The sequence below is a fragment of the Halorubrum sp. Ea1 genome, assembly GCF_002252965.1.
Taxonomy (GTDB): Archaea; Halobacteriota; Halobacteria; order Halobacteriales; family Haloferacaceae; genus Halorubrum.
Window position 1 is genome coordinate 1 of sequence record NZ_NHPG01000013.1, and the last position, 24,812, is coordinate 24,812.

At 57.9% G+C, this 24,812-nt stretch carries 24 protein-coding genes and 2 pseudogenes; 9 read left to right on the top strand and 17 right to left on the bottom strand.

Features of this window, described 5'->3' with window-relative positions; genetic code table 11:
• The first annotated feature begins 377 nt into the window (after nt 1-377).
• Nucleotides 378-1,847: an orc1/cdc6 family replication initiation protein gene (locus tag DJ73_RS01680; RefSeq protein WP_170938201.1), complete on the top strand. Its 1,470-nt coding sequence runs from the start codon at nt 378-380 to the stop codon at nt 1,845-1,847.
• Between the two features lie 1,002 nt (nt 1,848-2,849).
• Here DJ73_RS01680 and DJ73_RS01685 read toward each other — a convergent pair.
• The 5 genes and pseudogenes from DJ73_RS01685 to DJ73_RS01700 form a co-directional block, all read right to left on the bottom strand.
• Complete coding sequence (locus DJ73_RS01685) at nt 2,850-4,070, bottom strand: RNA-guided endonuclease TnpB family protein (protein WP_094557123.1); 1,221 nt, start codon at nt 4,068-4,070, stop codon at nt 2,850-2,852.
• A gap of 9 nt (nt 4,071-4,079) precedes the next feature.
• The gene (locus DJ73_RS19550; RefSeq protein WP_141212883.1) at nt 4,080-4,220 is read right to left on the bottom strand and encodes a DUF2080 family transposase-associated protein; all 141 of its coding nucleotides are present in this window, start codon (nt 4,218-4,220) and stop codon (nt 4,080-4,082) included.
• A 320-nt stretch (nt 4,221-4,540) separates the two neighbouring features.
• Entirely contained in the window at nt 4,541-4,864 is a 324-nt protein-coding gene (locus DJ73_RS01690; RefSeq protein WP_094524453.1) for a hypothetical protein, read from the bottom strand.
• Nucleotides 4,865-4,980: 116 nt separating this feature from the next.
• Nucleotides 4,981-5,151: pseudogene (locus DJ73_RS20755) on the bottom strand (PadR family transcriptional regulator); the annotation flags it as partial.
• A 321-nt stretch (nt 5,152-5,472) separates the two neighbouring features.
• Nucleotides 5,473-6,307: pseudogene (locus tag DJ73_RS01700) on the bottom strand (site-specific integrase); the annotation flags it as partial.
• Here DJ73_RS01700 and DJ73_RS20035 point away from each other — a divergent pair.
• Nucleotides 6,291-6,461: a hypothetical protein gene (locus DJ73_RS20035; protein ID WP_176451051.1), complete on the top strand. Its 171-nt coding sequence runs from the start codon at nt 6,291-6,293 to the stop codon at nt 6,459-6,461. The pseudogene DJ73_RS01700 and the gene DJ73_RS20035 overlap by 17 nt on opposite strands.
• 231 nt (nt 6,462-6,692) lie before the next feature.
• Here DJ73_RS20035 and DJ73_RS01710 read toward each other — a convergent pair whose 3' ends face one another.
• The 4 genes from DJ73_RS01710 to DJ73_RS20565 form a co-directional block, all read right to left on the bottom strand.
• Nucleotides 6,693-7,088 carry a hypothetical protein gene (locus tag DJ73_RS01710; protein WP_094524454.1) on the bottom strand — a complete coding sequence of 132 codons (396 nt, stop codon included), beginning with the start codon at nt 7,086-7,088 and terminating at the stop codon, nt 6,693-6,695.
• 72 nt (nt 7,089-7,160) lie between these two features.
• Nucleotides 7,161-7,457 (bottom strand): DUF6516 family protein, encoded by a 297-nt coding sequence (locus tag DJ73_RS01715; protein WP_094557124.1) that lies wholly within the window; start codon nt 7,455-7,457, stop codon nt 7,161-7,163.
• 427 nt (nt 7,458-7,884) lie between these two features.
• The gene (locus tag DJ73_RS01720; protein ID WP_004599500.1) at nt 7,885-8,166 is read right to left on the bottom strand and encodes a helix-turn-helix transcriptional regulator; all 282 of its coding nucleotides are present in this window, start codon (nt 8,164-8,166) and stop codon (nt 7,885-7,887) included.
• 375 nt (nt 8,167-8,541) lie between these two features.
• The gene (locus tag DJ73_RS20565; RefSeq protein ID WP_198948036.1) at nt 8,542-9,216 is read right to left on the bottom strand and encodes a helix-turn-helix domain-containing protein; all 675 of its coding nucleotides are present in this window, start codon (nt 9,214-9,216) and stop codon (nt 8,542-8,544) included.
• Between the two features lie 280 nt (nt 9,217-9,496).
• Between DJ73_RS20565 and DJ73_RS01735 the strand changes: the two genes are divergently transcribed.
• The gene (locus DJ73_RS01735; RefSeq protein ID WP_094524456.1) at nt 9,497-10,456 is read left to right on the top strand and encodes an NADPH:quinone reductase; all 960 of its coding nucleotides are present in this window, start codon (nt 9,497-9,499) and stop codon (nt 10,454-10,456) included.
• 390 nt (nt 10,457-10,846) lie between these two features.
• On the opposite strand, the gene DJ73_RS01740 is transcribed toward DJ73_RS01735, so the two are convergent.
• The 5 genes from DJ73_RS01740 to DJ73_RS01760 all read right to left on the bottom strand — a co-directional run bounded on the left by DJ73_RS01740 (nt 10,847) and on the right by DJ73_RS01760 (nt 15,851).
• On the bottom strand, nt 10,847-11,269 hold the full coding sequence (locus DJ73_RS01740) for a twin-arginine translocation signal domain-containing protein (protein ID WP_094524457.1): 423 nt from the start codon (nt 11,267-11,269) through the stop codon (nt 10,847-10,849).
• A complete protein-coding gene (locus tag DJ73_RS01745) occupies nt 11,266-12,042 on the bottom strand; it encodes a CPBP family intramembrane glutamic endopeptidase (protein ID WP_176451052.1) in 777 nt (258 codons plus the stop codon). The genes DJ73_RS01740 and DJ73_RS01745 overlap by 4 nt, the downstream gene beginning before the upstream one ends.
• Before the next feature lie 73 nt (nt 12,043-12,115).
• The gene (locus tag DJ73_RS01750; protein ID WP_141212018.1) at nt 12,116-12,889 is read right to left on the bottom strand and encodes a CPBP family intramembrane glutamic endopeptidase; all 774 of its coding nucleotides are present in this window, start codon (nt 12,887-12,889) and stop codon (nt 12,116-12,118) included.
• Nucleotides 12,890-13,974: 1,085 nt separating this feature from the next.
• On the bottom strand, nt 13,975-14,829 hold the full coding sequence (locus DJ73_RS01755; protein ID WP_094557126.1) for an ABC transporter permease subunit: 855 nt from the start codon (nt 14,827-14,829) through the stop codon (nt 13,975-13,977).
• Nucleotides 14,826-15,851 carry an ABC transporter ATP-binding protein gene (locus tag DJ73_RS01760; protein ID WP_094557127.1) on the bottom strand — a complete coding sequence of 342 codons (1,026 nt, stop codon included), beginning with the start codon at nt 15,849-15,851 and terminating at the stop codon, nt 14,826-14,828. Before DJ73_RS01760 ends, DJ73_RS01755 begins: the two co-directional genes overlap by 4 nt.
• Nucleotides 15,852-16,224: 373 nt before the next feature.
• Between DJ73_RS01760 and DJ73_RS01765 the strand changes: the two genes are divergently transcribed.
• Nucleotides 16,225-16,887 (top strand): hypothetical protein, encoded by a 663-nt coding sequence (locus DJ73_RS01765; RefSeq protein WP_094524462.1) that lies wholly within the window; start codon nt 16,225-16,227, stop codon nt 16,885-16,887.
• Between the two features lie 174 nt (nt 16,888-17,061).
• Here DJ73_RS01765 and DJ73_RS01770 read toward each other — a convergent pair whose 3' ends face one another.
• The 3 genes from DJ73_RS01770 to DJ73_RS01780 all read right to left on the bottom strand — a co-directional run bounded on the left by DJ73_RS01770 (nt 17,062) and on the right by DJ73_RS01780 (nt 19,096).
• A complete protein-coding gene (locus tag DJ73_RS01770; RefSeq protein ID WP_094524463.1) occupies nt 17,062-17,481 on the bottom strand; it encodes a DUF4260 domain-containing protein in 420 nt (139 codons plus the stop codon).
• Between the two features lie 231 nt (nt 17,482-17,712).
• Nucleotides 17,713-18,396, bottom strand: coding sequence for a helix-turn-helix domain-containing protein (locus DJ73_RS01775; protein WP_094557128.1), 684 nt, complete (start codon nt 18,394-18,396; stop codon nt 17,713-17,715).
• An 88-nt stretch (nt 18,397-18,484) separates the two neighbouring features.
• Entirely contained in the window at nt 18,485-19,096 is a 612-nt protein-coding gene (locus tag DJ73_RS01780; RefSeq protein ID WP_141212509.1) for a hypothetical protein, read from the bottom strand.
• Between the two features lie 389 nt (nt 19,097-19,485).
• Between DJ73_RS01780 and DJ73_RS01785 the strand changes: the two genes are divergently transcribed.
• The 5 genes from DJ73_RS01785 (at nt 19,486) to DJ73_RS01805 (ending at nt 24,403) form a co-directional block, all read left to right on the top strand.
• On the top strand, nt 19,486-20,172 hold the full coding sequence (locus DJ73_RS01785; protein ID WP_094524465.1) for a helix-turn-helix domain-containing protein: 687 nt from the start codon (nt 19,486-19,488) through the stop codon (nt 20,170-20,172).
• 110 nt (nt 20,173-20,282) lie between these two features.
• Nucleotides 20,283-21,332, top strand: a complete 1,050-nt coding sequence (locus DJ73_RS01790) for an ATP-binding cassette domain-containing protein (protein ID WP_094524466.1) — start codon at nt 20,283-20,285, stop codon at nt 21,330-21,332.
• Nucleotides 21,329-22,246: an ABC transporter permease gene (locus DJ73_RS01795; RefSeq protein ID WP_094524467.1), complete on the top strand. Its 918-nt coding sequence runs from the start codon at nt 21,329-21,331 to the stop codon at nt 22,244-22,246. Before DJ73_RS01790 ends, DJ73_RS01795 begins: the two co-directional genes overlap by 4 nt.
• A 76-nt stretch (nt 22,247-22,322) precedes the next feature.
• Entirely contained in the window at nt 22,323-23,315 is a 993-nt protein-coding gene (locus DJ73_RS01800) for a transposase (RefSeq protein WP_094524468.1), read from the top strand.
• 572 nt (nt 23,316-23,887) lie between these two features.
• Entirely contained in the window at nt 23,888-24,403 is a 516-nt protein-coding gene (locus tag DJ73_RS01805) for a DUF5518 domain-containing protein (protein WP_094524469.1), read from the top strand.
• Nucleotides 24,404-24,812 lie beyond the last annotated feature (409 nt).

The following is a 24,812-nucleotide window of genomic DNA, read 5'->3' on the forward strand; positions in this document are numbered from 1 at the left end:
ACACACACCCCTCTATCGATGTGTTCGATGTGTTGCGCCCTTTGTGTTCTGTGGTTTATCAGACAACGTTTTCTATCCTACTATTCTATCGTCCAAACCCGTTCAAGAGGATGTTAAGCGTGTGGTTTCTACCGATCACCGGTGGATTGACCTGACGTAACGCAGATATCCCTCTGGACTCTTGTGCAAAAACACATCGATAGAGGGGTGTGTGTCTTCGACCGTGTACTCACGAACACATCGTCACCGGCTACCGCCAGTTAACCCATTATCATGATTATCAAGCGGTTAATCCGGTATCACGGGTTTCACACGGCTAATCACACTTCGATAGAGGTGGGGGAACCTTTTTGATAGAGGCGGGTATCAATTGGCATATGGGTACTGACGACTCCGATGATCCCGCAGATACCCGGGGACCGTCGGAGGACGAGTTGACGGCTCAAGCTGAGCTGTCGAATGCGTCGCAGTCTGATCCTTCGCGACAGTCTTCATCCTCTCACGTCACAAATGGTAACTCACAATCTGAAGACGAGGCTGACTCCGAGGAGTCATCACAGTCTATCGAGGACATGCTCCTCGAGTTCGACGATCAGGACGGGCTGATTCGGGACCGAGCGCTACTCGATCCGAATTACGTTGTCGAAGAGGACCGCATCGTGGGTCGTGACGAGCAACTCCAAGAAGTCACCAAGATGCTTCGCGTTGCGCTCGGTGACAACCGCCCCCCCAATCTATTTCTCTACGGACCGTCCGGGACAGGCAAATCCCTCATTACAAAAGCTGTTTGCCATAATATCAGCCGTATCTGTGAAAGCCGCGACATCCGGTTTGGCACTATTGAAGTGAACTGCCAGGATTTGGATACGCTTGGTATCGCCGTGTATGAACTCGTTCAGCAGGCTGCCGATGCGGCAGGTGTCCCTATCGAGGTGCCTAAACACGGCGTGGCGACGAAAGAGAAGTGGGATGAGCTCTATCGGATCGTCAACGAGCACTTCGACTCTGTTGTGTTTGTCCTCGATGAACTGGATATGCTCGTCGGACGGCGAGACAAACAGGAGCCCGCGTTTTCACGACTGCTGTATCAGCTCTCCCGAGCTGGGGCAAACGATGAGTTGAACGCATACATTTCGGTCGTTGCGATCTCAAACGACACGAAGATGATGGAGTCTGTTGGGAGTCGCGCTGTCAGTTCGTTAACTCCTGAAGACGTCCATTTCGACGATTACGACGCGAACCAACTCCAAGCAATTCTTCGACGCCGTCAGGACGCGTTCCATGACGACGTTGTCGACGACGACGTGATCCCACTCGCAGCGGCATTCGCAGCACAGACGCATGGTGACGCCAGAAAGGCGATCGATCTCATGCGGGTCGCCGGCGAATTAGCTGAACGTGAAGGCGACACCCGCGTGCGCGAAAAGCACGTCCGTACCGCACAAGAAAAGGTCGAAAAGAATCGGGTGTTGGAGGTCGTTCGCGGCATTAGCACACAGAAGAAGCTCTGTCTGTACGCCACTGCGGCGGTTGCTTCCCACACTGACGGCGGGACCGCTAGGAGTACAACTGGCTATCGTGTGTATCAGTATCTGACCGACGCTATTGACGCCGATCAGTACCACCAGGAAACGTATGTGAATAAGATGAAAGAGCTCACGACGTATTCGCTGGTCGACTTCGAGCGGCGGAGTCACGGCCCTAGCTCCGGGATGTTTCTCGAGTTCCAGTTTGGAGAACGGCCAGAGACGATTCTTGAAACCCTTCGAGAGGACTCGCGTATTGAAGCGATTTCTGAGGATGAGGTCACCTCTGTCGTCAAAGCGCAGATCCGTAACCAGACGTAGTAGAGATTCCAGCCATATTGTAGTTAGCTGTCCGCTCCGCGCTCTTTTAGAGGGCCGTCTCTGTGTATCTGGCCGCCTCCCCCCTAATGAGTAGTTTCCATTAGTTTCCGCACACCCCTCTATCGATGTGTTCGATGTGTTTGCTACCAAGCCACGTTCTTTATCATTTCAGTTGACATTTCCCTACAATGCTACCTTTCCATTTGGTCTCGTATACACCCCTCTATCGATGTGTATTGGCTGTCTGTTATCGGGCCACAATTCTTATTTGAGTCACCTATCTGAGACCAATTATTGCGTTTCTATTAGTCCCCGTATACACCCCTCTATCGATATGTAATTCGCTGTTAAACCCGCCAAAACGAATATATTCGGGAAAATAAATATTAGGCGGTAATCCGGCCCATCCAGTCTTGCTGAGTTAAGCGAACGACATCAAACCGCTAGATCAGAATACCGGTCAACGTGTTCATGAGAAGTAGTTCTTGTGGACACCCCTCTATCGATGTGTTCAGGAAATCGCATTCGGATACACCCTCCTATCGATGTGTAACGCAGAATCGGTGCCCCTCAAATATATCTACGTATCTGTGATCAAAACTAGCTGCTCCCCCCTCCGTCATCGAAGTGTAAATTTAGGGTCGACCGTCTTCCCGGCATTGATGTGAATATTGGTTCAGTCTCCGGCTTTTCTGATGTCATCGTTCGAATTTCATTTCCCATGGGCTGTTTTCACTCGACTTGTTACTCAGCTCATCTCTCACACGGTGTCCCCCGCTAAGGCTGTGCTATCCTACGGATTGTAGGTCTCTTCCAAAATACAAAATCAGCTTAGTAGCACTCTGTTGTCGGAATACGGCATATTTACACTTTGTACACGGGGTGTGTGGTGAGAATCTATCAGCGGATACACTCGTGATCAGGGGTGTGGTCTGTCTCAAATAGAAAAAGATGCTTCAACTGTGGAACTCTGTTCGACTGTTCGTGCGTGAACTACCCACCCTACCGCTCGCCTGACGGCTCGCGCTTGAGGGTGGGGCTTCCTGTTTCTACGACGCGCTTTGCAGACACAGATGTATCTACAGGGAGCGCAGTCTCCACAGGCGCTGATTCGGAGTATCCCACTCCTACGTCTTCGAGGCCGCGAGAAAGAATGTTCCACGCCGCGTTCGCGTCTCTATCCGCCTCGAACCCACACGCCGGACAGGACTGTTCGCGCACCCACAGCGGCTTCTCTGTCGAAACGCCGCAGGACGCACACTCTTTTGTCGTCCCTCTTGGGTTGACGGCCACGAAGTGCGTGCCTTCGCGTTCGCACTTGTATTCGAGCAACGAGAGGAATGTCCCCCACGCCGCACCTGCCCGGTTCCGCGAGTTGCCCGGTAGTTCGACCAATCCCTTCGTGTCCAAGTTCTCGACCGCTACAAAGTCGTACTCGGTGGCGCAGTAGTTCGAGAGCTTGTGGAGGAAGTCTCGCCGCTTGTGCTTCAGGTCGGCGTGTCGTTCGGCCACAACTCGACGCTGTTTCTCCCAATTCGCAGACCCGTGCTGTTTCCGTGAGAGGTCACGCTGTGCGCGTTCCAACCGCTCGCGTTCGTCAGACAGGTCAAGCGATTTGACGACGGTCCCGTCGGTGTCGTGGGCGTACTTGAGAATCCCCACGTCGATACCGACGCACCGATCGGGAGTCTCCGGTTTCGCAGGTGGGTCGTCCGGGGTTTCGACGCCGAGGATAGCGTACCACTTGCCGGTCGGTTCCTGTTTGACCGTGACGGTCTTGATTTCGGCGTCGTCGGGGAGGTCGCGGTGGAAAGTGAGTGGGATTTCTCCGAGTTTCGAGAGCCACAGTCGGGTCCGACCGCCCGTGTTCTTGAGCTTGAAGCCGGATTGACTGTAGGTGAAACTGCGGTACTCGCCCGGCGCTTTCCACTTGAGCGTCCCGACGCGGTAGCCGTTCTCTTTGCGTCCGCGTAGCGTCGAGAGGTTGTCGTACAGCCGTTGAACGACTTTCTGAAGAACTTTCGAGTGGACTTGTTTCGGGTCGTTCCACCACTTTTTGAGACTCGGCAGGAGTTTCTGTTCGGAGTATGCCGACATGTCGTCTGCTCGGTTGAGTCGGTGAAGGAAGTGGTTGTAGACCTGCCTACAGGTATCGACAGTCCACGCTAGCTGCTCTTCAATCACGTCGGACGGTCGGAGCCGATACCTGTAGTTGTAGTTCATCGAGTGGTGTTACTCGTCGGGTTCGGTGGTCCGGACAACTTTCACGTCCGCACCACGCCAACCCTTTGGGACGAGGATGTGAGCGCTGTTACCAGTAGCTTTGGCCGTCCCGTCTATGACTTCGTGACCTTCGATTTCGTGTCTATCCATCACCTGTGTTTACACCATATTTCAACATGCAGATGACGGTGGGCCTGTGGGCCGAGCATCGAACGTGTTTATTACTCGTGCGGCGCTGTATCCGCTCCCTACTCGCTCGCTCCGCTCGCTCGTTGAGGAAGGGGCCTTAGCGCCTCAATTCAGGTAAAAACGGCTCTATCGACTATTAACGGCTTAATCTAATCTAAAATTTTTTCTCGTCCCACTGTTTTCACTCTGGATGAGGGGTGTGTGGTCATCACTTTTCCAAGTGCACCAAAATCAAATCGCACACGGGCTATGGGAACTCTATAATCGGACGTATTGGCCTCTCATTCGTCCGGATTGACTGGCTCTTTATATTTGGACGTGACTTTGTCCCCCTCTCTCCACTGCCAGTAGTAGTAGCGGTTGTCGTTGATCTCCTTGATCGTGATCGTGGCCTTCGACGGGACGTCGTCCGGAAGATCGTCCGGCCGCTCGTCGATCTCGTCGTCATCCGACTCCTCCTCAAGGCGGGCTTCGCGAGCTTTGTGGTCTGCCAGCTCCTGGGCGTAGCGTGCGACGTGCTGGAGTTGGTCCGGCGAGTAGCCGTTGAGTGTGTTGACGATATCTGTCGGGAGTTCCGCCGGTGGCGTCGGTGGCTCGTAAGACATCAGCGGTCGCCTCGTGTTAACCAACAGAGCGCGTATTGGCATAGATTTGTTGGTTAATCATCCCGTCACGGGCTAAAGAGTACGAATAGCAAACTATTCGGGAATAGAACGGGCCGTTAGACGTCGTCGGGGCGGGGCGCGTTGTCGTACTTGACCATTTTCTCGGGTTTGTCAGAGATGGTGTCGTAGATCTGCTCGAGCGTCTACTCCGCTGCGAGCAGGTTGTGCTCCTCCAAGAACTCCAGACCCTCTTCCGTGAGTTGATAAAACTTCCAGGGGTGACCTCGCGCTGATAGATTTTGAATGTAGGATTCTTAATCATTTAGTTCCGGACGTACAACGGTATTCGCACTCGTAGGCCCATTCTTGATGGAAAAAGATGTCTACGCTCTTAATCGCCGAATTTCGCAACCTTCCCGCGATCGGTTTCGAAGTCGACGACCGTTTGACGCGTTTTGCCGATGAACACCCTCAGTTCGGCGAGTGGTTTCGATGGTATCGAATCCATTTCTGCAAAGCCAAACCAAGGAGAGACCGCAACAATAAGTTCCATTCCTCGTTCCCACCAGATACTCCTGAGATGGCGTTCTCAGGCGTTGGACGGCCGCTTATCCGTCGATCTGATTTAGAGCTTCGGTTGCAGCGTCACCGAGTTCGCCGGCTTCGATGTGTGAGCAGCGCTCTCGTACCATCTCTTCGGAGTTATCGAGATACCGGGCCGCCACCGTGTACCCGAACGCACGGACGAGGACCTCACCCATCCCGCGTCGACCACCGTGCGGAGCGAGATAGTCGTGTTTCGGATGGTCGATGTCAATTTCTGCAGATTCCGAGAGCCGCTGGAGAATCGACCTAGCGCCGTCAGTCGTGATCGACGGCGGCTGAATATTCTCATCAAGCGCCAGCAGCAGGTCGCGAGTATATTCTTCACGGTGTTCCGTAATTGCTTCTGGGCGTTCCCCTCGTTCGGCTAGCTCTTCCCGAACGAGCTCCGCAAGCGTCCGTTGGTCGAACGTCGGAAACACTGGCCACCGGTCCGTCGGCCGGTCCATCAGCTGGCGGTAGCTCCGCAGCGGCGAGAGCACCGGGTCGGGGAGACTCGCGGCGTCCCATTGCTGTTTTTTTCCGATAGACGTCCATACTCCCGTCGTCAAGTGAGAGGTCCTCCCAGCGGACGCCGTGCCGGCGCGGGTCATTGGGGTCCCGGAGGAGTTCGCCGACGCGGACGGCGGTGTACGCGAGGACGAACACCAGAGCCCGGTCACGAGCCGTCTTTAGTGCCGCGTAGCGCGCTCGCTGCTTGTTGAGGCGGTCAGTACCCTGTGGGAGTGTCGTGTACGCCTCGACGGCGGCGCGGGCCCGTTCGTCGACGTGGCGGGTGAGGGCGTGGCGCTGTTCCGACGTCCAGGCCTGCTGGTCGCCGGGCTTGCGGCCGTCGTCCTCCAAGCGGGCGACCGAACTCAGCGACGAGGGCCGGTCGGCGACGCGGCGCGCCGTCGAAGAACTCCACGCCGTCGAGGATCGCTCTCGGTCCGCAACGGAGGCCGTCGGCCAGCTCGAAGACGGGATGGAGCGCATCGGCGTCACCACGGCGTGAGGCGAACAGCGACACGCTCGGCCGGGTCGGGATCCCCGTCCGGCGTCGCAGCCGAGAGCGTGAGGACCCAGTCGTCACCGGGCTCACCGTCGGTCGCTGGCCCGAGGGCGACCGTCCCCGCGAGGTCGTCGTCGACGTAGTACCACTCTGCGTCCCGATCGACGTGGTAGTGTCCGTCAGGTCGCGGCTCCTCGGGATCGATGTCGTCACCCCTCGTGTTTCTCCGTAGAGTCAGGCGTTCGCCTTCGGGCCCTGTCCGGACTTAGTCGTGAGCGGGAGGTCCGCGTTGATCTCGTCGTACCACACAACTGGGCGCTTTGCTCGGCCATTTTCTTCGAGTTCGACGAGGCCGTAGTCGGCCAGCTCGTTCACGTTCTCGAGGACCTCTGGCGGGTTCCGGTCAACGAGGCGTGCGAGCTCGCGGATGCTCTCCGGCTCGTGTTCGACGATCGCCTCCAAGAGCTCGAGGTTGGTCGAGCGGAAAACGCGACCGAACGTTTCGAGGTTCTCGATCGACAGCGTCGGCTCACTGGGGTCAACGTCCTCGCCAGCGTCGATCGCTTCGAGACGCTCTTCGAGGTCACTACGGTCGGCGGACTTGATCTGAACGTGGAGTGTCTGGGTCATGGGTGGTGGGGCGTGAGATGGTCGGTTGTGATTGGTCGCGGGTCTGTACGTCAGTCACCGTAGTTGAACGGGCTACCAGTCGTCGCGCTTCTCTTCTGGGAGCGCCGCCCGCCAGGCGCGGAAGATCTCCGCAAGGCCGGGGTAGTCGATCTCGAAGGTCTCACCGCCGAGGTGGAGTTCGTGGACACCGTGGTGGTTGTCGAACCGGATGATCGGATCATCTGCGCCGGCTTCGCCGTAGTGGTAGGCGTACTTGATCCCGTCCTCGAACCGGTCTGAGGTTGGGACCGAAAGCACGCGTACCCGCGCAACGGTGCCGTCGGCGTAGGCTTCAATCTCGTCTTCAAGTACGGTGACATCATCGCTCATCCACACACGTGTCGATGCACTCTGTTCCGATAAGTGTTAGGGTGAAACCTAACAAGAGCAAAGAAACAGATAGCATCCATGACGGCAACATCGAGCGATCGCTCTGTCAGCTGTGAGGCTATACTCAGATGTGGCTAATGCGGTACTACTCGTCATCGGAGTCGTCATCGACGAGACCTAGGAAACTGTCCGTTGCCTGTCTGAGCTACTGCCCGGCTGATACCCTTCTCGAACAGATTCTCGATTCCATCTTTGGACACTCCATTGAAAAACAGTAGAGTCCGGCAATTGAAGCGACACGAGTTAATCTTAACCATAATATTAATCTAAAATACTCTTTCTACGATGTCTAGTGATGCTAAGTGGAGCTCACGCGAGAAGAGCGTGAAATACTAGAGTCGAACAGTCCTCGAACGCAGCGGTTCGATCACCCGTCGTGGTCAATATACCCGGCTTCCCATTCAGTCCGAGCTTCGATCTCTCTAGTGCCCCGGCGAGTAGTGCTGTACTCGTTGGTCCGTCGGTCCCGCTGACTTTTTTCGATGAGTCCCTTCTCAACGAGCGTGTCGAGGTTGGGATAGAGCCGACCATGATGGATTTCCTTTTCGTAGTAGTCCTCGAGCTCGTCTTTGATCGCGAGCCCGTGGGGGTCGTCAAGTCCGGCAACTACGTACAGCAGATCGCGCTGAAAGCCAGTGAGATCGTACATGTCGCAATTTACTCATTCGAGTTTTGAAATACTACTGATCTGGTCCTGTATGGAACTAAGAGATACATCACTCTTCCCGTGGGTCACCAACCGGTATTTCACCATATTCTGGACATGAGACCCATCCCTGTCCGAATGCCCACCCATCCCTTGGTCCGGGCTCCATTCGTGTTCATCCCCACAATGTGGACAGTCTACCAGTGGAGGGTCAATCTCCAGTGCCTCTTGCTGGATGAAATGATTTCCTTGGTAAGAATCACAGTGCTGACAGACGTTCCCCCAGACTTTCTTGCCGAGAGTGTTGCCTCCTATTCGCCCCCTCCTTGGCTACTTGTCGGCACTACAGAGTGTGCTATTCAAGTGCCGGACAGTTCGTCACAGCGATGACGAGAACGTGGCCAGTCCGGCTCTGACGAGTTTTGCCTCGCCTTTCTGGAGATGGTTGCTTGCCGTGTTTGGCGCACAGCCTAACTCTTCGGCGATGTCGGCGTGGGTAGCTTCGCGCGGCGTATCGTAGTATCCCAACTCAACGGCGACTCGGAGCGCCTCCTGTTGTCGGTCGCTCAGCGTCGTTGCCGGGTTCACGTCGGCACTTGGGAACTGCTGAATTGCGTCAATCTGGACGGAAACACTCTCTGGGAGGCTATCAACCGTCGACTGCAGTGTCGCCGGGTCCCCGACAATATGACCGTGTATACGGCCATCACGGTAGACGAGTGGTCGTCGAACAACCATTCCAGTCCGGTCGATCGCGGTTGCGGATCCTCCGAATATCGGGAGCTCCGCGTCACGTAGTTCGATGAGTGCGTACGATACCCGAGCCTCGGCGGCCGAGAGTTCGACCGATTCGACACCAGTCGTCTCCCGTGCTAATTCAGCGAACCGGCTTCCATCGCCGGCGATCGCATATATATGGGTCGAGAGTTCCGAGTCGCCGCGGTTCCAGTCGATAGCCCGTGCTTCGTCGTGAGCCTCTGCATCCAACAGGTACCGCAGGAACGGGGGTGCACGGTCGAGATCTGGACAGACCGTGATCCGGATGTGTTTCATAGCTGTTGACGATGTTCTGTATGACACGCCGTCACGGCTAAAATTCACTCCCTCCACTGAGCGCCTCTGTAGATATGACCCCTCTATTCACCCCATGGGGCCATCTGCTGCTGTCCATCTCCAACATAAACCCCTAGAGTATCATCCACAGAACCGCTACTGGAGATGCCTCCCATGCGTTAGATGTGATGGCGATGAACCAAACCACGAACGACATGCGAGGGCGCACCGCTCTGGCGAGTACCATCGCGGTAACCCACCTGTCTGAGGTGACCCAATCATGAGAGCCGTTCGCTACCACGACTACGGCAGTGCAGACGTGCTCCAGGTCGATGAGGTCGACCGGCCGACGCCCGACCACGACGAAGTCTTGGTCGAAATGCGGGCGGCCAGTGTCAATCGCGTCGACGTGATGTTCCGTTCCGGTCAGTACGGCGAGCTTCCGCTCCCGTCGATTCCCGGCGGTGACGGTGCAGGGGTCGTTGCGGCGGTCGGCGAGGATGTCGAGGCGTTCGAACCCGGTGACCGAGTCTTCGCATCCGGCATGGATCGTGCCGAGGGCGGCACCTTCGCCGAGTACGCCGCAATCCCGGCGGAGAAACTGGCGCGTCTGCCAGAAGATGTGTCGTGGACGGCCGGTGGTGCCATCGGTAACGTCGGTGCTACTGCCTGGATGGCACTGGAGAACCTCGCCGGCATCCAGGCCGGTGATCGGGTCCTTATCCATGGCGGCTCCGGCGGTGTCGGCCACGCCGCAGTCCAGATTGCTGCACACAGCGGGGCCGAGGTTATCACGACGGCTGGATCGGAGGAGGCTCGGGCCCGGCTTCAGGAACTCGGCGCGACTGTGGCGTTCGATTACGAGAGTGACTCGCTCGCTGAAGACATTCTCGCTGCGACCGACGGTGCCGGTGTCGACACGGTCCTCGACCATCGGCTCGAGGAGTATCTCGACCTCGATCTATCGGTCGTCACCGATGGCGGGACGGTCATCAGCACGATGGGCCACATCCCTGAGACGAACGGGCGGCCACTCTACAACAAAGAAGTGACCATCCAGCCGCTCAAGATGGATAACCATCCGACCCGACGACCGGTGCTGGAACGGCTCGCCCGCTTGATGAGACAGGACGTCTTGGCGCCTGTCGTCGCCGACACGTACGCGTTCGAGGATACGGCTCGGGCCCACCACGAGATACTTGCCGGCGGGTACGTGGGGAAGCTCGTCGTAACCCCGTGACCAGCGAATAATAATAAAATACCGTTGGTTGTATGATTAGTTGTGGTTCCGCCACTCAGTAGATTACAGGATCGAGCAACCCATGGATTCCCTCGTGCTTCACAACGGAACAATCGTTACCGTCGATGAAGACAACCGTATCATCAAAAACGGGACCGTTCGAGTCGGCAGCGACGGTTGGATTACGGCGATATTGCCAAAGGGGGTCCCTCGGAGTTCGAAGAGGGGTGACCGTCCCGTAACGACCGTTCCCAAGAGACCGGACAGTATGATTCCGAGGAGCCCAGAGGGCGAGTCCGGCGAGGATGCGTAGCGGCATCCGGAGTCGGCCTTCGGTGGCGTTCCAGACGAACCCTCGGGGATGTGCCGTCTTCAGAATCCGACGCACGTTCATGACGACTCACACCGTTTCGATGGGACCACATTCCTCACGCCGTCCCGATTGGTTAGCCGGAGTTCGAACACTAACGAGGGACACTCCGCCAAGTTCGACCACCGCGTGACCTGCTTCCAGGTGGGGCGGTCTTCCCTGTCGTCTTCAACCGCGACCTGATAGGTGTCGTCGGGATACCCTACACTGGTGAACGTCCGCCCGATGCCCGGTTCGATGTCCTCGCCGGCGAGCGATTCGACGACGTCACCGGCCTGGTTCGTGACGGTCACTGCGACTGTGTGCGTGACCTCCTCCTCGTTGGTAACGATCACCGTGAGGTCGCCGATGCCGTCCTCCGAGCCGACGCAGCCAGCCAGCGCCACGAGTGACCCGGCAGCCGTGGTTCCCGCCACGGCGCCGAGGAAGCTGCGGCGATTCATGGCCTCGTCCTGCTCCCAGCGGGCCGTGTGGCTGTATTGGCCAGCATTCCATCGTCAACGACCCTGAGGTTGCGATCAGTCCAGAGGAGCCACGTCCCGAGAATGGCGACCCCGAGGACGACGACGATGTTGACGGGAACGAACACCGCCATCGCCTCGGCGGTAAGGAACGCCGGAAAGGAATTCTGGAGGAAGTGCCATCCGACCAGCGGCCACAGCGTCCCCAGTCTGAACGCGATTGCCGCGAGCCCGATCCCCGAGACGGCGCTCAACACGCCGACAAGCAGCACTTCACTCAGTGGTACGCCCACCGCGAGCAGCGAGAGGTGGGAGACGCCGAAGAGGAAACTGGCCGCGAGGGCGGCGAGAATCCGGCCTCGCGACTCGAAACTCCGGAGGACGACACCCCGGTACAGGAGCTCCTCTGAGACGGCCGCGCCGAGAGCGAACCCGACGACGACAAGTACAACGACACCGGCCGTCGAGAGGGACTGTCCATCAAGGATCGTGAACTCCGGGACCGCGAAGGGCGCCGGCGTGAGCGCAAGGGTTACTCCCAGCGGGACGAGCAACAGGGCGGCCAACACGAGGAGATACCGGCGACCCCCGAACGCTATCGGTGTAGTCAGCCGGACCTTCTGCCACCAGCCCAGCCAGGCGACCAGGCCGACGACGAGTGCGACGAACAGCCAGTTGACGACGACCCGGATACCGATGACGGAGAGTCCGGGTGCGAGCGTCTTGACCAGGGGTCTGGCGAGTACGCCGAACACCAGCATCGCCGAAAGAATACCGACGTACAACTGTACCGGGCGCGATTGGAAATATCTCAGTTGCATCCCCTAATCACGCTCCGAGAGCAGCGACCAGTGCCAGGCTGACGCCGATCGCGTTGATCAGGCTGTGGATCGCGATGACCACGACGAGGTTCTGGGTGCGCTCGTAGATCGCACCGAGGATGACCGACCCGACGGCGATGCTCAGAAGGGCGAAGAAGACGCCCAGCGAGAGGAGATCCGAGCCGCCGATCCAGTAGCTCGGAACGTGTCCCAGCGTGAAGCCGACGGAAACGATGGCGATGGCCGGTACTGGTCCCATCTGTTCGCGGAGGCGGCCCTGGACGATACCCCGGAAGAAGTACTCCTCGATGGGGCCGACGATGAACAGTACGCCTAAGAGCGCAAATCCGTACACCAGAACCGGTCGTTCGGCGGCAGCAGCGGTGATGAAGTTCGTTGGCGGTATCGCATTGACCAATTGCATCCCGATCTCGATCAGGATTGCGGCGACAAGCGAAATGACGATACCCGCGACAATCCAGCCGCTCTCGCGCACCGTCGGGAGCCATCGCGGCACGTGGACGGTAACCGGTCGGATACGGTGGTACGCGACGCCAATCAGGCCGATGGCTATAGTTGCGAGGAGGCCACCGCCGATGTACGTAAACGCAAGGTCGCCACCGTACCCGAACTGTGCCTGCACGAGCTTGAAGCCCTCGACGATGGCCAGCGGCGGGATCGCGGCGGCAAATAGTAGCCCGAGTGCGACGAGAATCGCCCGTCGCGGGCTATCGGCAGTTCGGGGCTGTATATCCGGCTGGTTGTGATTTGAAGTTGACATGATGAACACCGCAACGAAGCGCGATGCTTCCGTTATTGCTCGAACCTATATACGGGAGGACAACTCCTGAAGACGTAGGCCGTATCCATCCGCCTTTTAAATACACCTTCTTGATCCGGTCGGAATCGAGCCCGCGCGGGTACTGTGCTGTTCTGGTTGCTGCGGGGAATCCGGTAAGCTGGGTACTACCAGCTCGGCAACCCAGCGATTGAGTATATGACGGTCGAGGCGGAACCGTTTTTGAAAATGGCAGCGAGGTCACTATTGACATCCTCTTCCGCGTGAACGCGGAGGAATCCCGAGCGTTGGGAATTTCAGGTTCGCAACCATGAGTCCGGTTTCTTCTTCGGGAACTCGTTTAACCCATCACGAAACGGTGGCTGACTGGCGGTGCCAAACCGCCGGTACTCCTATCCTCTATGTCGTTGATTTCCACCGGTTGTTTTTGCCAGCAGGGAATGGCTGACACGTCAGTGGACTTGGAGTTACCTTTGGGCTTGCTCGACCAACAGGCACAGACGAACGCTTCTGGCATTCGCGTTCACCGTGTTGGTGTTTCGGATATTGTCTCATTAGCGGCGGCGAGGCCACCTCCGAAGGCCGTTCGGAATCGCTTCGTTCCGACCTAGCCGTACTCTTTGATACGAATAGACTCCACTTGAAACTGCGGACTTTGGAAACTCGGGAATGCCACCGAACAATGGTTCGTGGAGAGTTCTGTCGGATTCATCCTGCGGCTGAAGCCGCAGGTATTCTCCTCGAATCTCTATAAGCTTGATCACCAACTTGTCGGCTGCGTCGGGGTCGAGTACGATCCAGTAATTAGGTCAGAGAAGCTCCGCTTTGTAGTTTTCTGAAATCAAACCAGATACCAGAAAAAGGAAATCCTAATCTCGATACTCGGAGATAATCGCACCGAGCACCCCGATTGTAAACCCGAGAATGATCAGCCAAACGGCCAACCGAGCGGGTATCTCGATAACGGGACGAATCCAGAGGAAACCACCAGTAACGACGAACAAGAGGCCCAGTAACAGCCAGTTTGTCGTATTTATGAGATATTGTGATGTGTGTGAATAGTGTGGTCAGAGGTCTGCGGCGGCAAAGCGCCGGTAGCCGAGCACCAGCGGAACGACGAGCCAGAGCGCGAGCACCGCGATGCTAGCCCACCCCGTGAGATAGAACGGGACCGCACCGTCCAGCATTCCGCCGAGAGTCAGGGCCGCCGCGGTACCGTCACCGAGGAACCACCCGAGGGCGTTCTGGTAGGCGGCCGATGGCGTGACGATGTTGAGGAACGCATACCAGCCCGGCACCGTCGCGATTCCGCCGAAGGCGAACCCGTTCACAACGAACATGACTGCCGGGGCTAGGAGATCGCCGAGGAACTCGAGGAGGACGAACACGCCGACCCCAAACGCCATCGCCCGCCCGCCGCTCCCCGTCGTCGCGGAGACGGCGACCATGATGCCCACGTACATGAGGGCAAATAGGAGCGTAACCGCGGCGAAGATCGCGTAGTCGACCGGCGAGAACGTCGGGAACAACGCGACGATCACCGCGAGCGTGACGGCGAGGCCAACGAGGATGGCAACCGCGAGCACCGCAGTACGGCCGATGAGCTTCCCGAGAACCACGTCCGCGCGGCTGTGTGGGAAGCCCAACAGGAGCTTGCTAGAGCCGCGTTCGCGTTCGCCGGCGATCGCTCCCGCACCGATGACGATCGCCGCGACCGAGACGAACAGCGTCATCACGGCCAGCAGGAGCGTCAGGTAGCCGAGGGTGCTCAGTTCACCGATATCCTGACTGAGTTCCGGGACGGTAGCGTAGAGGACCGCCAGCCCTGCAGAAAGGAGGACGAACGCGGCGGTGATTGCCCAGAGGGCCTTCGAGAGCCTCGCGTCCCGGAAATCCTTCCGAGCGACGACGGCCCAGCTCACGCGCGCACCTCCTGGCCGTCGGCCGAGGGAGTCACGACTTCGCGGTCGTCCTCGTCTGCGCTGCTCGTGGCCGTGTCGTCATCCGTCGTGTAGGCCGCGAACATCTCCTCGAGGGAGGTCTCCTCGACATCGAAGTCGACCACGGTCCCGCCGGCCGCCTCGACAGCGTGCATAACCGCCGTCTTCGCGTCCGGCGCACACGTCACGGTCACGCGAGTCTCGCTGTCGGCGTGGACGCCGGTCACGTCCGGAAGGGTAGCGACTGCGTCGACCATATCGTCGGTCACTGACTCGACGGTGAGGACCAGTCGAGTGTCGGTCCCCAGCGCATCCCGAAGCGCGTCGATGGTGTCGACGGCGACCAGTTCGCCGCTCCGGAGGATCCCGACGCGGTCACAGACTGCCTCGACCTGTTCGAGGATGTGCGAGGAGAAGAACACCGTCGCCCCGCGGTCGCGCTCCGCCCGAATGATCTCGCGCATCTCGCGTGCCCCGTTCGGATCGAGCCCAGTCGACGGCTCGTCGAGGATCAGCAGCTCCGGCGAGCCGGCCAGCGCCATCGCGAGGACGAGGCGCTGTTTCATCCCCTTCGAGAAGCCACCGGCCTTCCGGTCGGCCGCGTCGGCAATACCGACGCGCTCTAGCAGTTCGATCGGATCGTCATCACTCTCTTTCGACGCGATTGCGAATTCGAGGTGCTGTCGAGCCGTCAGCCGATCATAGAGGTGATAGCCGTCCGGGAGTACGCCGACCGCCTGTCGCACGGCCAGCGAATCCGTCTGTGCGTCGTCGCCCAAAACGGTCGCCGTCCCTGCCGACGGGCGGACGAAGTCAAGGAGAATGTCGATCGTCGTCGACTTCCCGGCACCGTTGGGGCCGAGGAAGCCGAAAATCTCTCCCTCGCGGACTGTCAAGGAAACGTTATCGAGCGCAGTGACGTCGCCGTACTGCTTGCTCAGTCCGACAAGTTCGATTGCGATTCCGTCAGAACGGTGGCCGAGTTGTTCATCAAGCTGACTCATACAGCACTCAATACGGGAAGAGGCCGCAAGATTGTGCTCGCCGTACCTATCCGCGTTTTATATACTCTTTGTCTTCACCAACGCAGAGGACGGCCGTCGCCTGATTATTTAACTACCGGATGGGTACGGCACCAATCATCAGTCAACCCCCGTCATATACTTGGCTGAGATGAGTACTCAAGCTAGTCCGTCGAATCGACAGTTCTTGACTCGCCGCGCGTTCATCGGCACCGGAGCCCTCGTGGCCGTCGGATCGTTGTCCGGCTGTCTCGCTCGCGGCCCTTTCCAGCGGGACGAGGTGACAGAGGCCGTTACAGGTACATTTGCGCCACCCGATGTACAAGAAATACGGGTCACCAACGCCATCGGCGACGTGACCGTACGAGCGGTGAACACCGACGAGATCGGGGTCCGCGTTCTCAAACGTTCGGTCGTCGGTGCTCGGGGTCTCGAAGACATTACCGTTCGGATCGGGGTGGAGAGCGGCGTCCTCACCGTCGAAACGAGTCTCGCGGACGAGGTGACGTGGTTCACCCGCTCCTCGCCGGGGACGGATGTATCGATTACCGTGCCACAGGGCACTGCCGGACCGATCGTCTCCTCGGCCGCCTCTCGGCTCGGGAACGTCTCCCTGTTCGATACTCGCGGCGATACGATCGCCCGAACGAATCTGGGGGACGTGACTGCCGCGCGCGTCGACGGCTACCTCACTCTCGAGTCGGAGCTCGGAACGATCCTCGCCGACGACGTGACGGGGTTAGACCGCGTCCGAACCGAACTCGGCCAGATCAAAGTCGAGGTGGCGGGCCTCCGAACGGATGTCGAGATCGGCACCCGGATGGGCGACGTCGTCGTCGGCGTCGCCGAGACGCTGGACCTCGACGTGGTAGCCGAGTCCGACGCCAGTGTCGACTCCGACCTCCCGCTCACCGGAGGCCGGTCCGAGCGCCGGCGGGTTACCGGTCGGCTCAACGCCGGCGGGTCCCGCCTCCACGTCTTCAGCGACGTGGGCGAGGTCTCCCTGCGGATGATGTGAGGAGACGGGGTGTCGAGGACGTATCGAATGGCCCCTATTTTAAATTTAGAAATCCGAATTTGGCGATATCAGTCACAGAATCGGTTACCCCGGTACCGGCAGCCCCGAAACGGTTCGTTGAGGAGCCGCTGTACGGACAGTTCGAGCCTCGGAAACGTTGTTTGTGGCTTCGTTTCAGTCGTTTCTCGTCCCGGCGGCGTCGGAGACAGCTTCGGCGGGGTTCCCCGCCGGAGTGCCGGGGTCGGTCGCACCGGAGAGGTGCGTGTGTTTGAATCCGGTCGGATACTTTAGTCCGTAGCCAACCGCACGGTCAACTCCGATGTGAGCGGCCCAGATGAGTGCGACCCATATGACGGTCGCCATGCCGAACCACATCCCAGCCGCCCCGAGTGCGACTGGCGTGAGGTACGTGTGGAACGCGTTATAGACGGCACTGCCGACCCGAGGGCCAGCGAGGTACGCCACCATCGAGATGTCGGGGGCGAGCGCAAGGATCACGAACAGCCACAGCGGGCCACCAATCGTGAAATATGCTACCGTCGCCACAGCGGCGATCCCAGCCCCTTCTAACCGAAGTATGAATTTCGGGTACATGCCACGATTACGCTGGCCGAGAATAAATACTCGTAGTGAAGTGTGTGAACGAAGTCGCGTGACGGTTGTCGTCATTCCCGCTCTGCTGACTACATCCTCTGTATCTTGCATGCCAATACTGACACCGACAGTAGATTTCAACAAGCCCGACCGCGTAATTGTTGAAGCCGTCACCGGTGGCTCGTGTCTGTTACTGAGCGGGCTACGACTCGAATCTTCAGACCTGAAGGTTCACTCAGTTTTTGAGGTGCCATCTCGATCGATGGGCATAGCCGCACGTAGCGTGTCGCCGATGAGCGTGTGATGGGCCCGGCGCAAGCGGTCGGAGAGCGACTGCGGCGTGATACCCAGTTCCTCGGCCACGGCCGCCATCGACGCTTCACGCGGAAGATCGAAGTATCCCATCTGCCAGGCCGTCACCAGTGCGTCTTGTTGTTTCGGGGTGAGCCCGAATCTGCTACCGGTCTTGGCGTAGGTCATCTTGTGGAGGCGCACCAAGTCGAACGAGAATCCCCGGTCACGGAGGAAACGAGTGAACTCGCCGATACGTGCCTGGCTGTCGAATCGGATTCGGAGACCCCATCCATTAGCGTCTCCCCTGGCTTTGAGGATTGATGTTCCATCGCTCGTATACTCTTGGGCGAGGGATTCGACGTGGTCACCCCACGTCGCGCGGTACGTAGTGAGATTCTCGGCGTCTTGCATCCGGTGGAGGGTGTCGATCGAGTCGTCCGCACGGGCGGCGGTTTCGAAGGCCGCGTTCGATACCCCCGAGACGACGAAATACGGGGTCAGAGACTCCATATCCGAGGCGACAAGCCGGTCGATCTCGACCACCGTCGTCGGCTCGGCATCGAACGTTTCGGAGAGAGCGAGGGCTCTTGGAGGCACGCGGAACTCTCCAAATATGCTCATAGAGTAACAATTCTAAATGGGATTGAATAACTGTTCGGGAGGCAGTATAGTGTCAGCAGAGCTGAAGAGTCGGCACACGATTATCAACTTAGTCCTGTCGGCGTGCGCGACGGTGAACGAGGCCACCGAGAGCCGCCCAAGCGACTCCAAACGGCACGAGAAGATTATTGGACTGCAGTAACAGCATTCGCAGCGCCGCCGGCAGAACGTCGTAGGGGAGGAGCATCCCCATTGGAAGCACGGCTGCGAATACGAGAAGCACAGCCGTAATCGTCGGGCGATCAGGATCCTTCCACAGGCCGATTCCGAGCAAGCCTGCTCCGACGACCACGAGACTATATCCCCCATATGCAGCAATGAGAAACAGCGTATTCTCTCCGGCTGCGGGCACTACCCGGAAGCCAGCCGACACCGACGCGGTGACAGCCCGAACGTGTAGTCCTGCGACCAGAACCATCCCGGAAGCTACCACTCCGAGGCCGATTCGGCCAATTCGCCCGTACTGGTCGCCGAGAGTAGCTGGCACTCCGATCACCCCGCCTATCATCAGCGTCCAACCCAGTAGCCTGAAGACGTCGAATACGGTCGCATCGTATGGTCTGGTACCGAAGACGACGGGTTCCAGCAACGACGAGGCGGTCCAGCAGAACACTCCCACGACCGCACCGGTACCACACCACGCTATCGTCGAGGAATGCACCCTGCTACCGCTTGCTCGTCTACGAACCATCGAAACCCTGCCCGTCGGTCACGGATCCACTCTCTTCGGAGTCGAATTCGGGCGTGTATATCATCAGGCTATGAGGTCAAGACGTGAATCTCCGCGTGAGGATGCCGTTTGAAAGATGGTATTAGCCATTTATACTGGCTATCTTATATTCGGTCGAACGTCAACATCCTTTCGTCGTACCCATTCGTAAGTGGTGTACAGTTAGGATAATCACGTGCTCGTTACCTAGCCGAGTCTATTTGCAATATTCCGGAGGGTGTCATAGAACTTTTCGCACAGTGTCGACAATTGCCGACTAAGCGGCGATGAGCGGGCAATCGTTCCAAGTTGTATATCCGTGATGGTGGGTATTGAGAGATATGGGTCTCATCGCTGAATACGAGATCACCTGTGAGCGTCTCCCGCTGGTGGGGGTCGCAGGGGATGTTCCAGAAGCAACGCTGGATGTCGAACTCCAGCCCAATCACGGGAATCATCCACCGTTCATCGTGCACGCGACGCATGAAACGCCCGCGTCGATAGAGCAAGCATTCGAGTCATCATCGTTCGTTGCGGAGTATACTCTGATCGGGCAGGCAGGCGAAACGTGTCGATATCAGGTTTTGCCGGCTCTGGGAATGGAAGCCCAACTCGGCGATCATATCAAGGATCCCTCAGAGCTCCGTGCACTCGCCACTACCGACTCTATTATTGACCGAATCCGCGTCACGCCGACCGGGTGGATACAAAGTGGATGGTTCAACGATAAGGCGGTGTTGGACGAGTTTCGCACGTTCTGGCAGCGTAACGGTGAATTCGCCTTGCGGCGACTCACGTACGATGGCGAGGCCGCAGAAGCGGGCGATGGACTTACTGACCAGCAGCGTGAGGCACTGCGAATCGCCTACGAGATGGGGTACTTCGACATTCCGCGAATGGCAACGCTCGATGAAATCGCTGGCGAGATTGGGATCACCGCCTCGTCGCTCTCCGAGCGTCTCCGTCGGGCACAAACCCACCTCATCGAAACAACTGTTGCGTCGACGTGGCCGCCGCTCCCCGAGTGAGATTTCGGTTTCTCCTGCGCCGCATATAAACTGCCGCACAAGTGAGAGACAGGCTTAGCGGGGACTCCTCCGAAGTATGGCATACCCCTATGGAGTCGCAACCTCCCCGAATGCAGGTCGATCGTGTACGCCAGCCAAACGAAGAGCAACTTGCCATTGATGCGGCCGATATACATGTCACATATGCGGATGGGACGGAGGCCGTTCGCGGTGTCGATCTCACTGTTGAGAAGGGCGAATTCTTCGGCTTTCTGGGTCCGAATGGTGCCGGAAAGACGACGACTATCAAGACCCTCGTGACACTGCTCCATCCGAATCACGGTTCGGTGACCATCAACGGATATGACGTCGAAACGGAGCCACAGGCGGTGTCTGAATCCATCGGCTACATGGCTCAAGAGACCAGCGTCGACGAGGAACTCACCGCGCGTGAGAACATTCAATTTGCTTGCAAGGTGTATGGGGTCCCAGCCTCCGAGCAAGATGAACGTATCGAGAAACTTCTCGATTTGGTCGGTCTCACGGACGTTGCTGACAAGCGGGCAGAGAACTACTCCGGCGGGATGAAAAAGCGACTGGACGCTGCCACCGTCCTCGTGCATCGACCGCCGCTGGTGTTCCTTGATGAACCGACGACCGGGCTCGACCCTGAAGCCAGAATGCGCCTTTGGAACTACTTCGAGCAGCTCAACGAACACGGAACGACCGTGTTTCTCACGACACAGTATCTCGAAGAAGTGGACCGTCTCTGCGACCGCCTGTCCGTGATTCAGGACGGGAAAATTATCGCAACTGACACCCCGGACGCTCTCAAGTCGGCTGTTGGTGGCGACATTCTTGACCTAGCACTAGAAGACTCGTCCAGACAAGAGACAGAACGCGCAATAGAAGTAGTGCGTGAATCGGACGCCCTCGAAGCGGCGACTATTGAAACAACGGACGATGGATTCACCATCACAGCCGAAGACGCTCGGGAAGCTGTAGGTGACCTCTTCGTCGCGCTGCACAAGGCTGACGTCGTAGTCACTGGATTCGATGTCCGGTCGCCCACGCTTGATGACGTGTTCCTTACGCTCACTGGTGAGAGTCTGGAGGCTTCCAACCAAGACGGGGCGAACGAACAGAGAGTTACTGTCCCTGAACAGGAGGTGGCCGAATGAGCAATATCACCGATGAGGGTGATGTCTCTGGTAGCGATACCGCACAGAAAGCTCCGGGGAACAGCTCTGTGGCAGACATGCAGATCAGTGTCAAACGGTGGCTCGTCAAGACATCCCGGAACCCCTTCGTGACGTTCTCATCGCTGATCCAGCCGGTCATCTTCTTCGTGTTGATGGCTGAAGTCCTCGGCGCTATTGTCAGCGGCGCACTGGCTCAGACGGTCGGTAGTGACATCAACTACATCACGTACCTCACCCCAGCCATCGTGATTCAGTCCGCGCTCGCTGCGGCTGCGGTCTCCGGTATCGGATTAGTCGACGACATGGACACGGGAATGTTCGAGAAACTCCTCGCCTCACCGATGGACCGGGGTGCCATGTTCCTCGGCAAAGTCCTGTCGGAGGTGGTCCGAATTGTCGTCCAGACCACAATCATCCTCTTGCTTGGCTACGTGATGCTGTATCTCCAGTCAGGCGCGTCGGTCGGGAGCTATCTCCGGACAGGGCTACTGGGTTTCATTGGCGTCATAGCGATTGCAGTGATATTCGGTGGCGCGTTCATGGCGTTCTCGAATATCGTCGCGCTCGTAACGCATGATCAAGAGGCGACGACCATGATCGCCAATCTTCTGACGTTTCCGCTGTTGTTCATCTCCAGTGCGTTTGTCCCGCTTGAGGTTCTTCCAGGATGGATTCAGTCAGTTGCAGTGGTCAATCCTATCACCTACGGTGTTGACGGTGTTCGAGCGTTCATGCTCGGCCAGAATGTGATGACGGTTTTTTACGTAACGGCCTTCTCGGGTCTCTGGAATACAGTAATTCCTTCTGTCGCCGTTCTCATCGGTTTCAACGTCGTTCTCGGTGGGTTTGCCGTCCACCTGCTCAACCGAGCTTCCAAAGCCAAAGTCCAGTAATCATGTCATTCGTTCTCACATCAATCATATATAAGATAAATATCGAAACCGGCGACCGAAGTGAGTGCTGAGGTAAATGAGTTTGACTATTCTACGAGAGGACTCCTACATTGAGGCGTTTTTCGATATTGTAGAGACGGAGACTCTCGCACTGTTCGAGCATCTTCAATTCGAGTTCCTGACCGAATTCGATGTGTTCGCCCCCACTCCCGAGGGGCGAACACGTGAACACCACCCGCCGGAGCTGTTTCGAGGCTTTCTGCACTGCTACTACAAGGACATCTACGGCATCCGCCCGGTTACACGCGAACTCAACAACGACCCCGTCTGGCTCGGATGTGGCTTTAATCGGCCACCCTCACGAGACGCAGTCGACCGCTTTCTCATCGACCTCGAACACATCGTCAAGGAAGTTTTCGAGCGCCTCGTCAAGCAGGCCGCTCGACGGGGCTTGCTCGACTCTACGTTTTGCATCGATTCGACCGATATCCGGGCTATGCCTACCGATTCCGACGCCTCGAAGAACTACGACCCGACTGCCGAGGAGTACTACTACGGCTACGGCTGCACGGTAGTCTCGACCGGCGCAAAGATTCCGATTGCGGCGGAGTTCACCCAGAGCAAGCAGGCGTCCCAAGAGACGGCGATGCGTGTTACCCGTGACGCGCTCGTCGTCAAGCAGCCGATGTGGATGCTCGGCGACAGCGCCTACGATATCCTCGACTGGCACGATCATTTGCTGAGTACAGGGGTGGTGCCGGTCGTCCCGTACAACCCGCGCAATACCGATGACCCGCTCGACATCGAGTACAGGGTCGAAGACCGCATCGAGACTCACAGTGAGAGTGTCCATCTCAAGCAATCAATTTTAGACGAGACGTACAACCGCCGGTCACAGGCCGAACGAACACTCGGAGCCTGCAAGGACTGCGGCCTCGGGACGCTGCGCGCCAGAGGCCGCGTCCACGCGCGAGCGCAAGTCTTCCTCGCGCTATGTCTCCGGCTGGTCGTCGTAATCACAAACTACGAGCGCGGGGATGCTCCGGGAAGCACGACCATCAGGGTATGAAACAGTTCTAACTCCGCAGAGGGTGCCATAGAACTCTCCACATACCTTCGGTAGTAGCTGAGTGAACGGTAGCTGATAGCAGAGTTTTTGCCAGGGCCTGTGAACCCATGGTAGCCGTCTTCTCCGCTACTATCCACACCATGCTAACCGTTCTATGACACCCTCATATTCCGTCCTACACATGGCGTTCCTGAAGTTTCTCTGGCGGGTGATGTGTTCCACAGTTCAATTCGAGGAGTCCCTGAATCGCACCATAATCTCAGGACGACATCGAGAATACCGACTGTCCTACTGTGTCTCAATATATAATGCACGGATGGATACGGCGGGAGCCATGTGTCCATACAGATCGTATCTATTGGTATGTCCTGAGCAACAATTGATGAAGAGACAGTTGTACAGGATCGTGACGAGCAGACGCAGCCGCTGAGCAGAACGTTCGATGTGGCTATCTCGTTGTTTCTCGTACTCGCAGAGCGGTTTTCGGAGCTGCCGGATACCTCCTCGCCGGGTTCGCGGACGTTGGGCGGGTCACGTCCTGGGTAGCTTCCGGACGGATTACATCGACTGAGATGAGTGACCCCGAACTGATCGACGCGGTCTACGCCTTCATTTGGGGAAACGGAGTCAGCTTGACACTAACCGGCGTGATGCTGGTCGTGGCTGGTATCGCGTTCTTCGGGTTCCAGACCCGCGCGCGTCGACGCTTCGACGCAACCGGGATTGTATCGCCGAGCACGACCGAAAACGCCATCCTCGGGGCGATGGTCACGATCGTCGCGTCGTTCGTGCCGTTCTCCCCCGTCATCGGTGGCGGGGTCTCTGGCTACCTCAACCGCGGATCGGATAGCAGTGCCGTTCGAACTGGTGGCTTGGCTGGCCTATTCGCCACCATCCCGGTCATCACCGTGTTCGCAGTCGTCATCTGGAGTCTCCTGGCGAGCGCCACGGGGCTGACGGCGATCATCGTCGCTACCCTGGCATTCTCGCTGATAATCTCTGTGGCGTACATGGTCGGCCTGAGCATCCTCGGTGCCTACCTGGGCACCCACCCATCGTTCGCTAACACGTTCGGTGACGCCGAATAGAGGGGGGATCGGGTTCAGGCTAGCAGATATCGGCGGCCCCGTCTTCGCCCGAAAATACTACTACTCCCGTTCCGACTATTCTTGGTTCCCCTTTCCGGCTATCGGGGGTTCACGCAGCCTTCATGAGAGTCGTAGTTATCGCGACACCAACCCGAAGACAACGCCAGCGAGTAGACAGCACTAGGGGTTGAAACCTTTCTGCGACGGTACCAGTATATGGAAACTCGATGGATACGACGGGACGGTACCACCCCTGTACCGTACGTCTCTGGTTCGGCCGTGACATCTCGGAGAGTGTAAGGACGCTTGGTGGCACGCGGAACTCTCCGAAGATGCTTCTAGAATAATAGTTCCCAACTGAACTCAATAGCTGTTCGGAAGAGTGTCTGTAGTGGCGAAACCGAGGCTT